Source organism: Clostridium sp. KNHs214 (genome assembly GCF_000744935.1).
Classification (GTDB): Bacteria; Bacillota; Clostridia; order Clostridiales; family Clostridiaceae; genus Haloimpatiens.
Window position 1 is genome coordinate 104,798 of sequence record NZ_JQMW01000011.1, and the last position, 15,645, is coordinate 120,442.

Annotated in this window: 8 protein-coding genes and 1 pseudogene; 2 read left to right on the forward strand and 7 right to left on the reverse strand. The window is 30.8% G+C overall.

Going from position 1 to position 15,645, the window contains the following annotated elements; genetic code table 11:
• Nucleotides 1-306: 306 nt before the first annotated feature.
• A complete protein-coding gene (locus CC89_RS09285) occupies nucleotides 307-2,961 on the forward strand; it encodes a cation-translocating P-type ATPase (protein WP_035291533.1) in 2,655 nt (884 codons plus the stop codon).
• 305 nt (nucleotides 2,962-3,266) lie between these two features.
• On the opposite strand, the gene msrC is transcribed toward CC89_RS09285, so the two are convergent.
• The 6 genes and pseudogenes from msrC to CC89_RS09310 all read right to left on the reverse strand — a co-directional run bounded on the left by msrC (nucleotide 3,267) and on the right by CC89_RS09310 (nucleotide 8,705).
• Nucleotides 3,267-3,755 carry a free L-methionine (R)-S-oxide reductase MsrC gene (msrC, locus tag CC89_RS09290; RefSeq protein WP_035291535.1) on the reverse strand — a complete coding sequence of 163 codons (489 nt, stop codon included), beginning with the start codon at nucleotides 3,753-3,755 and terminating at the stop codon, nucleotides 3,267-3,269.
• A gap of 143 nt (nucleotides 3,756-3,898) precedes the next feature.
• Nucleotides 3,899-4,342: pseudogene (locus tag CC89_RS19960) on the reverse strand (RNA-guided endonuclease TnpB family protein); the annotation flags it as partial.
• 311 nt (nucleotides 4,343-4,653) lie between these two features.
• Complete coding sequence (locus CC89_RS09295) at nucleotides 4,654-5,157, reverse strand: gamma carbonic anhydrase family protein (protein WP_035291537.1); 504 nt, start codon at nucleotides 5,155-5,157, stop codon at nucleotides 4,654-4,656.
• A gap of 150 nt (nucleotides 5,158-5,307) precedes the next feature.
• Complete coding sequence (locus CC89_RS09300; protein ID WP_035291539.1) at nucleotides 5,308-6,663, reverse strand: APC family permease; 1,356 nt, start codon at nucleotides 6,661-6,663, stop codon at nucleotides 5,308-5,310.
• A gap of 447 nt (nucleotides 6,664-7,110) precedes the next feature.
• The gene (locus CC89_RS09305; protein WP_035291541.1) at nucleotides 7,111-7,539 is read right to left on the reverse strand and encodes an RrF2 family transcriptional regulator; all 429 of its coding nucleotides are present in this window, start codon (nucleotides 7,537-7,539) and stop codon (nucleotides 7,111-7,113) included.
• A 131-nt stretch (nucleotides 7,540-7,670) separates the two neighbouring features.
• On the reverse strand, nucleotides 7,671-8,705 hold the full coding sequence (locus CC89_RS09310) for a hypothetical protein (RefSeq protein WP_035291543.1): 1,035 nt from the start codon (nucleotides 8,703-8,705) through the stop codon (nucleotides 7,671-7,673).
• 651 nt (nucleotides 8,706-9,356) lie between these two features.
• On the opposite strand from CC89_RS09310, the gene CC89_RS09315 reads away from it, so the two are divergent.
• The gene (locus CC89_RS09315; protein WP_035291545.1) at nucleotides 9,357-12,506 is read left to right on the forward strand and encodes a vitamin B12-dependent ribonucleotide reductase; all 3,150 of its coding nucleotides are present in this window, start codon (nucleotides 9,357-9,359) and stop codon (nucleotides 12,504-12,506) included.
• A 203-nt stretch (nucleotides 12,507-12,709) separates the two neighbouring features.
• Here CC89_RS09315 and CC89_RS09320 read toward each other — a convergent pair whose 3' ends face one another.
• Nucleotides 12,710-15,226, reverse strand: coding sequence for an MBL fold metallo-hydrolase (locus tag CC89_RS09320; RefSeq protein WP_035291547.1), 2,517 nt, complete (start codon nucleotides 15,224-15,226; stop codon nucleotides 12,710-12,712).
• Between the last annotated feature and the right edge of the window lie 419 nt (nucleotides 15,227-15,645).

Consider the following 15,645-nt stretch of genomic DNA (forward strand, 5'->3'; position numbering starts at 1 on the left):
TAATTTGAAAATGTGAATTATAAACTTAAATTTCCATTGGTCAGTATTGATATTTATATACATAATGTGTTATAATTACCTAAGTTGTTATACACAAAGGGGAGTAGCAAAAGCTATATAAATGCTTTAAACTGTTCGTCATTACGGCTTAGCCCGGACAGTTTACTCTAGTAATTGAGTTTGCAAGACCTTTGTCCTAATACTCCTTAGGACAAAGGTCTTTTTATTTATTATATTTTTCGTTCTTTTAAAATTTTATAATAAATTATGCAATTATATTAAATAATATGAAAGAGGTGAATTATAATGTGGTACAAAAAAAGTAAAGAGGAAACCATAAAAGATTTAGATGTAAATATTTATACTGGTCTTTCCTCCGAAGAAGTAGAAAAAAGAAAGGAAAAGTATGGTCTAAACCAATTAGCTACTAAAAAGCAAAAGAGCCTTTTTAAAATGGTTTTTGAACAATTAAACGATATACTAATATACATACTTTTAGCAGCAGCTGTAGCTTCAGGCTTTTTAGGGGAAATAAGTGATTCTATTATAATAGGAATAGTTATAATAATTAATGCAGTTGTAGGAGTTATTCAAGAATCAAAAGCTGAAAAAGCTCTTGAGGCCCTAAAAAAACTTTCCACACCTAAAGCTCTAGTTAAGCGTGATGGTGAAGTAAAAGAAATATCTTCTACAGAAGTAGTACCAGGAGATGTGGTGGTACTTGATGCTGGTAGATTCATACCTTGTGACTTAAGGCTTGTGGAAACTGCAAACCTTAAAGTTGAAGAATCTGCACTTACAGGCGAATCTGTTCCTGTAGATAAAAATGCAGAACTAATGCTAAATGAAGATGTGCCTTTAGGTGACCAAAAGAACTCAGCTTTTATGTCCACACTTGTAACTTATGGTAGAGGCCTTGGGATAGCTGTTGGAACTGGAATGAACACCGAAATAGGTAAAATAGCAAAAATGCTTGATGAAAGTCAAAATGAACAAACTCCTCTACAAAAGAAACTTGAGGAATTAGGAAAGGTTTTAGGTATAGGAGCTCTAGCTATATGTGGAGTTATGTTTTTTGTAGGATTATTTCAAAAAAGGCCTATATTTGAAATGTTTTTAACCTCCATAAGTTTGGCTGTAGCAGCTATTCCAGAAGGACTTCCTGCTATAGTTACTATCGTTCTCGCTATGGGCGTTCAAAAGATGATAAAGAGAAATGCTATAGTTAGAAAATTACCTGCAGTAGAAACCTTAGGTTCTGTAAATATAGTTTGTTCAGATAAAACTGGTACTTTAACTCAAAATAAAATGACCGTTACAAAATTCTTTGCAGACGATTCATTGTATAATATTGAAGATTTAAATCCAGAAAATCCTGTACAAAAACTTCTTATTGAAAATCTAATCTTATGTAACGATGCCACTTTTTCTGTTGAGTCAGAAACAGGTGATCCTACAGAAATAGCATTACTAGCTGCAGGAAATAAATTTAATATACTTAAAGAAGATTTAGAAGCTTCTCATACAAGGGTAAATGAAATTCCTTTTGATTCAGATAGAAAATTAATGACCACTGTAAATAAATACGGTGACAAATATTATGTAATGACTAAAGGTGCTATAGATAATCTACTTAATATAATAGATAAAGCCTATATAAATGGTGAATTTGTAACTCTTACTGAAGATCTTAAAAACCAAATAATAAAAGCTTCTTATGCAATGTCTGAGGATGCTTTAAGAGTTTTGGGAGCTGCGTATAAAATTATAGACTCCCCTGATATATCCATAGAAGATTTAGAAAAAGATTTAACATTTATAGGTCTTGTAGGAATGATTGACCCTCCTAGACTAGAAGTTAAAGACTCCATTGCACTATGTAAAAGCGCTGGTATTAAGACCATAATGATTACTGGGGACCATAAAAAGACTGCTTTTGCCATAGCTAAGGAATTGGATATAGCTACAGATGAAAATGAGGCTATATCTGGTATGGAATTGGATAAACTATCTCAAGAAGAATTAAACGAAAAAGTAGCTAATTTGAGAGTTTTTGCAAGGGTTTCACCTGAGCACAAGGTTATGATAGTAAAAGCCTTTAAGTCTAAAGGAAATATAGTTTCTATGACTGGTGATGGTGTAAATGATGCTCCTTCATTAAAAGCTGCTGACATAGGTGTGGCTATGGGTATAACTGGTACAGACGTTGCCAAAGGTGCTGCTGATATGGTACTTACAGATGATAACTTCTCTACCATAGTCAAGGCTATTGAAGAAGGTAGAAATATATTTAATAACATTAAAAAATCTATATTGTTCCTACTTTCATGTAATATAGGTGAGATAATAAGTATATTCCTTTCAGTGCTTTTAAAATGGCCTACTCCGCTTATACCAATACACATTTTGTGGGTTAACCTTATAACTGACACTCTACCAGCTCTTTCTCTTGGTGTTGACCCTGGTGATCCTGGAGTTATGGATGCAAAACCTAGAAACCCAAAGGACAGCTTGTTTAAAGGTTCTACTGTAAGTTTAATAGGAAATGGAATACTTATAGGTTTATTAACCTTAACTGCTTTTGTAGTTGGAGTTAAAGTTTATACTAAATCCGGAGTTTTATTCCCATTGTTGCCAGATGTTATTGATCCTGATGCACTAGAACATGCTCAAACTATGGCTTTCGTTGTTTTAAGTGTATCCCAATTAATTCATTCATTAAATATGAGAAATGAAACTAAGTCCATATTCCAAATAGGATTTTTTACAAATAAACTTTTAATAGGTTCAATACTTATAGGCATATTCCTACAAGATGTTATAATAACAGTTCCTTTCCTAGCTAATATATTTAAAGTACATGACCTTAACGCTAAAGATTGGCTATTTGTATCCATACTAAGTATAATACCTCTACTAGTTAACGAAATAGCTAAAGTATTTAAAAGAGCTAGAAGGTAACCAGTAGCAATTAGTAAAGCACAATTAAAAAATAATAAGAATCAAATATTAAATATTTAGTGTTAAAAGCATAAGCTTAAAAATAAAATATTAATTAACAAACAGAAATAGGAAATATATTTTGCTAGATTTACTAAACATAACCATAAATGTTTAAAGGTGACCCGCACAATATATTTCCTATTTTAATTATTAATTACTCAGCTTTCGCACATAAATTTCAAGCTCTACATTATTGATTCTCAACCGTCAATTCTCAAATCTAAATATATTCCAAAGGATTTTTGCCCTTAAATTTTCATTTGTTAACTGTTAACGCTTTCCTCTAAAGCCTTCACAAGCTTACTCAGGTACTCTTCCTCTAAATCTCCAAATCTATTTAACTCCGGGCTATCTATATCTAGAACTCCAAACACTTCGCCGCTTTTCATTATAGGAATTACTATTTCTGAATTACTTTGGCAATCACAGGCTATGTGCCCAGGGAAATCATGTACATTTTCCACTCTTACAACTCTCTTTTCCTGCACTGCTGTACCGCATACTCCCTTGCCAATTTTTATTCTATTACATGCTGGTCTTCCTTGAAATGGTCCTAAAACCAATTCACCATTTCTCATTATGTAAAATCCTGCCCAGTTTATTCTATCTAATATAACATTAATTATAGCTGAAGCATTGGATAAGTTAGCTATTAAATCCTGTTCTGAACTAATTTGTCCCTTTAATAACATAACCATATATTTATATTTCTGTTCCAAAGTCATTTTTTCGATTCCATCTAATTTAAACATTGCCGTGACCTGCTACTCAAAATATGGTCAAATGTATCCATATTGAGATTCTTACTGCTTCAATGTACTCTGTCTTGCCGAGGCTACTACAGTTTGTATAGCACTCCACAGTCGTTAATTCCCCAAATAGCCTTGGGTACACATTCTTCAATAGTTATAAAACTTGGTTTTTGTTTTATTAACTCATTTACTGTTTTATTAATATAATCAGTTCTTATATTTGTAAGTCTTTGATGAAGTTTTTGTACCTTGACTATTTGTTTTTGGATATTTTGACGAGTAGCTTCTCCTTTCTCTTTTTTATTTCTTAATTTTAAACTTTCATATTTCCTTGAAAGCTTTCTTTGCTCACGTTTTAGTTTCTTTTCTGCTTTTTTAACTATTTTAGTTTTGTTAATATTCTTTTTAGTTAAACCATTATTACAAATTGCAAAATTCTTTAGTCCAAGGTCTACGCCTATTCCTTCTGAGTAAGGTTTATTATCTACTTTAATAGCTTCTTCAACTAAAATTGAAACAAAATATCTATCTGCTTTTTGACTTACTGTACCACTTTTAACTATAGCGTTAACTGGAATGTATCCAAATCAAAGATGCTGGTATATTTTGTGTCAGACAAGGAAGCAGGTTCCACCGCTATAGAACTATCGTTGGGTTCTGCTGACGCAGTATGACGCAAAATAGACTAACATACTGACTTGTTATTTATTTGAATGTGCCTTAACATTACCTGAATTATAAAATTTATCTGGAATGACTTGCATAAGAAGCAAAGGAACTGTTTAAATTTAATTTATTGTTCCCAGCTCTTATGCAAGTCATGGAGGAGAAATTTCATAATTCCATCACATTATACCTTATTGTGGGTTAATCATCATATAAATTTTCATATAAAATACTAAATTCCGTACTCTTTAGAAAGCTCCACATAATGCTGTGCTGACCTTCTAATTTCCTCTATTTCTTCCTGTGTAAGTTCCCTTACTACTCTTGCGGGTACTCCCATGCATAGAACTCCTGAAGGTATCTTTTTATTTTGAGTTACTAAACTTCCAGCTCCTATAATAGTATTTTCCCCTATTTCAGCTCCATTTAATATGGTAGCTCCCATGCCCACCAAAACGTTATTTTTTACTATACATCCATGTACTATAGCCCTATGCCCCACTGTAACTCCATCACCTATTATACAAGGTTTATCTACATCCACATGAACTACAGAATTATCCTGTATATTTGTATTTTTTCCTATGTGAATTTTATTAGTGTCTCCTCTTAGGACTGCTCCGTACCATATGTTTACTCCTGATTCCAACATTACATCACCTATTATATCCGCAGAAGGAGCTATAAAAGTGTTATCATTTATATTAGGCCTTTTTTCCTTAAAATTAGTTAACATAATACATTCCACCTCTTTTAATCTTTTAACTAATTCTAATATATACAAAAATATTTTACAAGATAATAAAAACTAGAGTATTATATAAAGTAACACTCTAGCTTCGCAAGTCATATTTATTAATTTAATCTTTTTAAATAAATACCATCTCTAGCAATCAGTGACTGCTGAATCTGCTGTTTCTCTTATTCTTTTTTTCTTTTTTACATAAATGTAAAAAGGAATTCCCATAACTGCAAGTAGCAATCCATATAAACATACTTCAATACCCGAGCCTGCCATAGCCCAAAATGCATATATCAATCCCAAACATGGTGTTATGCCTTTTCTGATGATCATTTTCAGTTTCATTGACTTATTTTCTCTCAGCATTAGCTTTATTTCTGATGCTGCTGCAAAGGCATAAACAGGAAGATATGCCACTGTAGCCAATAACATTATAAAATTAAACGCTGAAAGCATGGACTTCGTGTAATTCATAAGCAAAAGTACATTTGTAAGTACAGACCCTATTATTAAAGATGCATATGGAGTATTGTATTTTGGATGAACCTTTGCAAATACTTTTGGGAATATTCCTCCCTCACCTGCTGCATAGGAAACGCGCGCTGTTGCAAAAATCCAACCAGTAGTAGTTCCAAGAACACTTACTATAGAAGCTACTAATATAAATTTAGTAATGCCGCTACCTAAAAAATTAGAAAATATTTCTATAATAGGTGCTGAACTTTTAGCTAATTCCTCTTGTGGTATAGCTCCCATAGCACATACACTTATAAGCATATATACAACTATAGCTATTGCAATTCCCAAAATAGTGCTCAACTTAATATTTTTCTCTGGATTTTTTATTTCTCCTGCTGCTACAGAAGCACTTTCAAAGCCTGTAAAAGCCCAAAGTGTACACACCATAGCTGCCGGTAAAGTACTAATTCCTCTTCCTGTTGGAAAAGCTGGTGTTAAAAATTCTGGATTAAAATAGTAAGCAGTTATAACTATAAATCCAAAAAATAAAGCTATCTTAAATATAGTAATGGCTGTTTGAATGGTACTAGCTTCTTTAACTCCAATTATATTTATTATAGTAAATATCCATAAAATACTGCTGGTATATATAAAGGATAAAAATGGACTTCCCGCTACTGCTGGTATTAAAGCTCCAGTATAACTGGCCACAGATGTTATTATAGCTGCATTTCCTATCCAAGAAGCATTCCAATATAACCATGCATTTAAGAATCCAATAAAATCTCCAAAAGCCTCTTTGGGATATTCATAAGGCCCACCTGTTTTAGTTATTTTAGCTCCTAAATTTGCATAGGATAAAGCTAAAAATATAGAACCCATACCTGTTATGGCCCAAGCCATTATAGTAGCACCTGGACCTGTTGTGTTTGCTAACGTGGCTGGAAGCATAAATATTCCTGAACCAATCATATTTCCTGCCACTAACATGGTAGCAGTTAAAAGACCCATTTGTTTTTTAAGTGATATTTCCCTTTTCATCTTTAGTTTATCTACCTCCGCATTTAAAAATTAACATGCTAAATTTATCACAGTAAAGTGCTTCATGTCAATAAAAAAATGTATAATTTATCACTAAAAATTATAATTATAATTTTTAGATAAGTAATGTACGAAGTAAGCGATAAGGATAAAACTCAAGGAGTTTTTTATAATTAATTTGTAAACAAATTCCAGGATAGCTATACTTCCCCCTCTTCCATGAAACTTTAATAAATAATTTTCAATTTTATTTTTATTAAATCTTTATAAATCAGCGTGCTTACGTCAAAAAAACTTTCTAAGCATTTAAAAAGAAAAGCTATAACTACTTCGTTTAATGAAAAAGTTATAGCTTTTCTTACTATCTCTTTATTTAATTAAAGATTTTCCGTAACATAGTGAAGGAAAATCCACCTTACCTCTTACTTCTTACCTTATTTAAATTCATTACCTATAACAATTTATATTCGTTTCTTCTTTAAGCTTTTTAAAATTAATTCCTTCCAACTCTTCTATGAGCTTTTTTTGAACTCTCATCAATGCATGATGCACTGCACATTTTCCATTTTTGTTTGCATTACATTCCTCTGGAGAATAAGTACATCGATTTATGCATATAGGGCCTTCTACTGCTTCTATAACATCTTTTAAAGTGATATTTTCTGGACTTCTTCCTAAAGAATATCCACCCTTTACACCTCTATAAGATTTAACTATACCTGTAGCCTTGAGCTTTCTTAAAAGTTTTAATAAAAATCTCATAGGTATGGATTGATTTTCAGATATAATCCTAGCCTCTAAAATCTTTTCTTCTCCTAATATACTTAAACAAAGTACTGCTCTTATTGCATAATCTGATTCCTGAGTTATATTCATTTCTTCACTCCCACTTTATCCTATAGTGCAGCTACTGCAATATTCATTTTTAAAAATAAGAGTTAACAATAGACATACAAATTCTAAGTTTTCATTGGAATAAAATCTCATCTAAAACTTAAAAAATCTGTTTATTTAGCTAAATTAGAAATCATTTCTATCATAAAATCGTAAAGATCCTTAACTTTATCATTTTTCTCTGGTATTTTTATATCCATCTTTTTATTTAAATCGAAAAGTACCATATCTATGTCATAAGTTACTTGTGATCCTTCTAATACTAAATCCATATTAACCTTCTCACTTACAACATAATCATCTTTTATTCCAAATTGGAAAGTAGCCCCTTTATCTCCTATGATTTTAGGCATTTTATCTACATTCTCCAAGCTCTTTTTATAATCTACTTTTCCTTTTTCATCTTTTACAAGTATTTTATCTAGTACTGTTTCTAGTTGAGTTTTTCTCTTTTTATCTGAAAGGAAGGCCTTTAAAAATTTCTTAAGCCCTGCATCATCCATTTTTATTTCATATACATCGACATTTTCTTTTTTACCATTTATATCTATATCTTTTTTACCCTGTTTTGTTAGCATTTTCTTTCCATTTTCTTCTACATAACCTTTTACGAATTCATTTAATCCTTGTTGCAAATTCGTCATGCTTTCTGTCATACCTTTTATATCCTCTTGAGGCATAGCTCCAGCTTGAGTTCCCATTTCTTTATTCATTTTTTCTACAGTATCTTTTCCCATATAGATATATTCTATACTTTTATTAGCTAACTGCATTTGACTTTTTAACTCTTCAGGTAATTTTATAAATATCCTATAATCATCCTTATCTAAATCTACAGAAGATATCATATTAATGTTTAATTTTTCACCCATAATATTATAATCAACATTCATATCCATCTTTGCATTTTTATCTTTTTCCGTAACAACCTTTCCGCCTATTTTCATATCTAAATTTTCTAAACCACCTGCAGAGGCAGCTTCTTTTCCTGAAATCTTTACTTTATAATCCCCTTTAAAGCCATATGATTTTAAATTTGAGTTATTATCAATAGCCTTAAATAACTTATCATTAGCTCCACATCCTCCCAGCAAAAATGTTACTAAAGCTAAAATTAACATAGAGCTGACTAATTTTATTTTTTTCATAAAATATTACCTCCTAATTCATATATAATTATAATTATAACAGAATAACATATAATTACATATATAAATTTAAATAATTATTTGATTAAACCACAATAAGGTATAATGTGATGGAATTATGAAATTTCTCCTCCATGACTTGCATAAGAGCTCGGAACAATAAATTTAATTTAAGAAATTCTAATCTTTTAGCCATATAAAATTATCTAACGCTCACATTCAGCGTCCTGCCTCAGGTTCGCTAGCCTGGCGTCCTTGCCAGGCTTACGATAATTTTATCTGTCTAAAAGAAGAATTTCTAAAATTAAATTTAAACAGTTCCTTCGCTTCTTATGCAAGTCATTCCAGAGAAATTTCATAATTCAGGTAATGTAATGCTTTTTGTGGGATAATCATTATTTACATTTTCTTATTTTGGATGCAAATTATATACTTTAATCCATAAATAATTTAAAAAGAAAAGGTAAAGCTAGAAATTCATAAATAATTCCTGTAAAATAGAATCCGGATAATTTGAATTTAGGTTATATTTATTCTATAATACAACATGTGGTATAACTTTTTCATACTATTAACTATATATAGTATATATTAAGGGTATAATAAAGATAATACATGGAGGTGAAAAAAGCTGGTATTACCAGCGACTATATGAATGATATAAAAGATTTATTTAAAAGATTATTTACAAGAGACTTAGAAAATCAAAATGATAAAACTGTTTACGACCTTTTTCAGTGGAAAAAAACTGATGTTATTTTAAAAGACCATAAAAGCGGTAAAATATTATTAGAGATGAAGGATTTAGAGTTTCCCATGCACTATTCACAAAATGCCTGTGATATTATAGCTTCAAAATATTTTAAAAAATCAGGAGTTCCTAATAAAATAGGTTATGAAAACAGCATGAAAATGCTCTCCCATAGATTAGTGAACTTTTGGTGTGAATCTTTAAAAGATGATGGAATTATAGAAACAGAAGAAGAATACTCTATATTTTATGATGAAATGGTTTATGGCCTTCTAAACCAAATGTATGCTCCAAATTCTCCTCAGTGGTTTAATACTGGCTTATCACTATGCTATGGAATCACTGGAAATAAGCAAGGAAATTATTATTTCGATAAAGAATCAAATAAAGTTGTAGAAAGCAAAGATTCCTACACTAGAACCCAGGCCTCTGCATGCTTTATATTATCTATAGAAGATAAACTTTTAGGAAAGCATTCTATTTCAGATCATTTTATAACTGAAACTAGGTTGTTTAAAGGCGGTTCTGGTACAGGAACAAATTTTTCTAATATAAGAGCTAAAAATGAAAATCTTTCTGGTGGAGGAGTTTCATCTGGTCTTATGAGTTTTCTCAAAGCTTTAGATAGAAATGCTGGTGCTATAAAATCTGGTGGCACCACAAGACGTGCTGCAAAAATGGTATGCCTAGACATAGACCATCCTGAAATTCAAGACTTTATAAACTGGAAAGCAAAAGAAGAGCAAAAGGTAAGAGATTTAGGAAAGATGGGTTATGATACTAGTTTTGAAGGTGAAGCTTACGAAACAGTTTCAGGTCAAAATGCTAATAACTCCATAAGATTCTCAGATTCCTTTATGCAAAAAGTTGAAAACTTAAATAATAATCCAGATGCAACTATAGAATTAAAAGGCAGAGTTGATACCTCTGTAAATAAAAAAGTTTTAGTTAAAGATTTATGGAATTCTTTTAATAGATGTGCTTGGGATTGTGCAGACCCTGCCTCCCAATTTGACGATACCTTCAACGCATGGCACACATGCCCTGCAGGAGAAGATAAAAAATTTGGTGCAAAACACAATAGAATTAATTCTACAAATCCTTGTGGTGAATATGCATTTTTGGACGATACCTCCTGTAATCTAGCTTCCATAAATATATACAAATTTTATGACCACAAAGAAAATAAATTTAAAATAGATCAATATCTTCACTTAGTTGGTCTTACACAATTAGTGCTAGAAGCTTCAATAAATATGGGTCAATTTCCTACAGAGGACATAGCCAGAAAAACTCATATGTTCAGAACCACTGGGCTAGGTATTGCAAATATAGCTTCATTATTTATGGTAATGGGTTACCCCTATGATTCAAAAGAAGCTAGAGCTTTAGCCTCTGCCCTTACAGGCATATTAACTGGACACTCCTATTACGTATCATCATTAATGGCAAAGAAAATAGGACCTTTCCCCAAATATGAAATAAACAAGAAATACATGCTTAAGGTTATAAGAAATCACTGCAGAGTTGCCAGTACCTTAAATGATAATTTTGAAGGCTTAAACTACACTCCTGTAAAAGTTGACCATAGCATTTTAGAAAAAATGGGGTTAGATTACTTAAGCAATAGTTTAAAAGAAAGCTTTAAATCAGCTTTAGATTGTGGTGAAAAATATGGCTATAGGAATGCTCAAGTATCTGTCATAGCCCCTACAGGAACCATATCCTTGGCCATGGATTGTGGCGCCACTTCCATAGAGCCTTATTTCAGTCACTTTGTATACAAAAAACTTTCTGGCGGCGGCTACATGACCATTGTAAACCCTGTTATAGAAGAATCCCTTAAAAATTTAGGTTATTCAACTAATGAAATAAAGGAAATTATAGATTATATATTAAGAAAAGAAACAGTAATAGAAAATGACTTTCAATATGAAAAAATAGTGGATGGGAAAATAGAAGGTGCCCCTCATCTTAAAGAAGAGCATTTACCTATTTTTGATACAGCAAACGTGTGCGGCAGTGGAAAGAGATATATTTCCTACAAGGGTCACGTACTTATGATGGCAGCCCTAACTCCACTTATTTCTGGCTCTATATCTAAAACTGTTAACCTTCCAAAGGAAGCTTCAGTGGAAGATATTAAAAATGTAATATTAAAATCTTGGAAGCTTGGAGTAAAAGGAATTTCCATATATAGAGATTCTTCAAAGGTAAGTCAACCTCTTAATAATACTCTAACAGATTCTAAAGAAAAGTCTTTAGAAGATTTAAATTACAAAGAGCTACTACAAAAAGCCAAAGGATTAACTGAAGAATTGGATACATTAAAACATGAACATCGATATTCCACAAGACATAAACTTTATGGAATACGCCAAGGAAGAACTCATCCTGCTCAAATAGATAACGTAAAAATATACACTACAGTAAACAGAAATGAATATGGGGAAATATCTGAAATATATATAACCACTGATAGAGAAGGCACTACCATAATGGGACTTTTGAATTCCTTATCAAAATCACTATCTGTAATGCTTCAATATCATGTACCACCAAAAGACATCTCCGCAATGTTAAGAGGACAGATATACGAACCTTATGGTTTTGTACAAAAGCATCCATATATAAAATATGTGTCTTCAATTTCAGATTTAGTAAGCAAAGTAATAGATATAGAAGTAGGTGACTACAGCAGATGCCAAGTGAAACCAGAATATTTAACCAACGACACCACTGAAGCTACTAAGGGTTTACTCGGAAACTTGGATTTAAATACTCTTGGAGGCAAATCTAAATCCATCTCAGATACAAAAAATAATGAATTTAAAAACATAGAGACTAGCAAAGTCCGTAATAACATGCACTTTGAAAGTACAAATCTTGCAGAGAATAAAAATATAAAGTCTGAAAAGCCTTTTGATAATAAAATTGAAGGAGAGAGACTTTACACAGAAACTTGTCCCAACTGCTCCAGCTCACGTATGGTGCAAAATGGCACCTGTAAAGTATGCCTTGACTGTGGCTCCACCACTGGATGCTCGTAAAATTGGTAACTAAGAACTAATAGGTAATAGCTAAGAAGTAAGAGTTAAGGATAAAACTCAAAGAGTTTTTTTATAATTAATTTGTAAGTGGCAGGTAATAAGTAATAGTTATGTCCAAAATTAAGCTTGCTGAATTTTTCAAGATATTTTACCTCTTACTCCTACTTCTTACTTCTTACTTATTACTTATTACTTATTACTTATTAACAAATCCCACATCCTGTTTTATGTTCAAATATCTTCTTAATTTCCTCAAGTACTTCCGGCTCTACGGCTTCCTTCGGCTTTAATGTTACTGAAAAATTAAATGGACTAAAGGACGGATTCTTTTTTAGCAAAATTCCCCTTTCACTACAAAGTCCCAATGCTAAATTAATAATTTGATTTTGATTACATGAAGTAGATATTTTTATGTCCCAACCTATATTTTCTGAAATATCTCTTAATTTTTCTATATATCTTTCTCCCACCATAGGAGTTATAAAGGAAACTTCCATATACTTATATTTTGATATATTTTTTATGCTCTTTTTATATGGTCTAAATTCTTCATACATAAATCTATCGTCTAAATATTTTATAGCTGTATTTTGCTCCATTTCATTTTTCCTTGAAGTTTTTATTATATCTTCATTTTCAAAGTTAAATTTATCTATACTCTGTAATTGAGTTTTTATTTCCAATGTCATTCCTGTCTTCTCTTTAAATTCTTCATTTTTATTTACAATGTCTTGCTTATTATATTTCTCACTAAATAAATCTTCTTTATATAAATCCACTATTACCTTGTCCTCGTCTAATTTATAGGATATTTTCTTTATATATGTAGGTTCAAATAAACTTTTTAAAAGCCCCTCTGCTGCATTAGTATTAAAACTATTACTTACAGTTATCTTCCAAGAAAATTCATCTTGAAAAGCTTCTATTAATGGATATATATCCTCAGGAACTCTCTTTGGAAAATTAAAGTAAAGTACAACTTTCTTTTCTTCCATCATAAGACCGGCTTTTTTATAATTAAACCTTTCAAACCTCTCCTTTATAAGTTCAGATATTTCATTAGGTTTTAATCCTTCATTTTTTAAACTTTTCTCCACCTTATCTAAACTTTCAGCCTTAAATAAAAACATTCTCTTTTCATCGGATACGAAATAAGGCGTATTTAATATAATTTTTTGCGTACTAAATATTTCTTCTTCTACAAATATTTTTTTACCACTCCAAATATAATAAAGCTCTTCTACTGTAAAAAGTCTATCTCCATAGATTTCTGTTGTATATTCCCAAAGCTCTTTTATATTACTTTCCTCCAAATTTTCACATCTCTTCATAGAATTTAAAGGCATCCTCTGCAGTTGCTTTCTTTTGTTTTTAACATCAATAGTATATCCTTCACCGCTTTCTGGTGTATATAATTTTCCTTTAAACTCCAACATAAGTTCTTTTGCAAAATTTCCTATTATTTTTCTTTCACCATGAACTAAAAAAAGTTCCTTAGGTTGTACTCTTTGCACAACCCCTTTAATTTCACTTTTATCTCCATGAGCAGACAAACCTACTCTCTCTACATGACACCTAACAGGTATGATTTTACCGTTAATTTCCAATTTTTTATCTTCTTGTTCATTTAGCAAATTTAAAAGTTTTCTTCCTGGAGACTCTTCATCCTGATAGCCACTTATAACTATGTATCCATTTTCCATAGAGCAAATTTTTTCTGCATAAACAGGGCTCCAACCACCTGTTAACATACCGGAGCTGGCAATTATTATACAATTTTCACTATCACTTATTATTTCATTCCTAATCTCCTTATTATCTACAGCAATTATATTATCATCATAAAAAGGCTCTATTCCCCTTAATATTTTCTTACCTAAGGAATTTTTAAGATAAAGGGAGTTTCTTTTATAAACAGTATTTATATCTTTAATCATCCCATCTATATAAACTTTTACCTTCTTAATTTCTCCTTTATTCATAGCCTTTTTAAGTATTAATATAATTTCTTGAGCCCTTCCCAGAGCAAAAGACGGAATAAGCATTTTTCCCTTTATATCTATACATTCTTTTACTAATTCTATAAGCCTTTTCTCTTCTACCTGCCTGTTAGAATGAAGCTTATCTCCATAAGTACATTCTAAAATAGCTACATCTGGTCTTAATTTAGGAAATTTAGCTCCTTCCACTGTATTTTGGGAAAATAATGAAAAGTCTCCCGAATAAAATAATGCACCCTCATTGCTTTTTATATACACACAAGAAGCCCCAGCTATGTGTCCCGCATTGTAAAATATAATTTTTATGCCTGGAAGTATTTCAAATTCCACTCCATAATTTATAGTAAATATCCTATTGAGCATATCCTCTACATTGTTTTGTGCATAAAGAGGTATTTCACTTTCCCTGCTGTTCATAATTTTCAAACTATCATATAGTAGAACCTTTGTTAAATCCTTTGTCATATTGTTCATATATATTCTAGCATTTGGATATTCTTTACTTATTATTGGAAGGGAACCTATGTGATCCATATGAGCATGGCTTATGACAATGACATCTACACCACCCTTTTCTTGTATAGTTCTAAAATCTGGCAATGGATCCTTACTAGCGCTTTGCCTTATTCCGCAATCCAATAATATATTTCTATTACAAATTCTCAAAAGTATAGAACTAGCACCAACTTCTCCAGCTCCTCCTAAAAAATAACTATTCATACTCACTCACTTCCTTAAACTATTTCATTTATAAATTTATTTTTATGCATAAAACAATAAAAACTTTTCTTTTGTTTTCAAAACCAAATTTTATAGTAATTAAAATTTATGTGTATTTTTTTACAATATTATATTTTGTGTAAATTTTTTATAATGTATATTGATTCATAGAATATATTATAATATAATTAAATTGTTAATATATTCAATATATTAATAATTAATACTTTTACATTTATTTATGCATATTATTTAAAATTTATTCATAATTATTTTTTTGAATTTATTCATAATTTATGTTTATTTATTCATATAGTTTAATTTATAAGTTTCAGAGGGAACTTTTTACCCCATTTAAACTTAAAAATTGTTATCCAAAAACATAACTATAATTATCTAATATCTCCATATAAATTTGG

Bases quoted from the DNA above. Each gene is read 5' to 3' on its own strand.
- CC89_RS09285 (WP_035291533.1), top strand. From the start codon at position 307: ATGTGGTACAAAAAAAGTAAAGAGGAAACCATAAAAGATTTAGATGTA.
- msrC (WP_035291535.1), bottom strand. From the start codon at position 3,755: ATGTTTAAATTAGATGGAATCGAAAAAATGACTTTGGAACAGAAATAT.
- CC89_RS09295 (WP_035291537.1), bottom strand. From the start codon at position 5,157: ATGTTAACTAATTTTAAGGAAAAAAGGCCTAATATAAATGATAACACT.
- CC89_RS09300 (WP_035291539.1), bottom strand. From the start codon at position 6,663: ATGAAAAGGGAAATATCACTTAAAAAACAAATGGGTCTTTTAACTGCT.
- CC89_RS09305 (WP_035291541.1), bottom strand. From the start codon at position 7,539: ATGAATATAACTCAGGAATCAGATTATGCAATAAGAGCAGTACTTTGT.
- CC89_RS09310 (WP_035291543.1), bottom strand. From the start codon at position 8,705: ATGAAAAAAATAAAATTAGTCAGCTCTATGTTAATTTTAGCTTTAGTA.
- CC89_RS09315 (WP_035291545.1), top strand. From the start codon at position 9,357: ATGAATGATATAAAAGATTTATTTAAAAGATTATTTACAAGAGACTTA.
- CC89_RS09320 (WP_035291547.1), bottom strand. From the start codon at position 15,226: ATGAATAGTTATTTTTTAGGAGGAGCTGGAGAAGTTGGTGCTAGTTCT.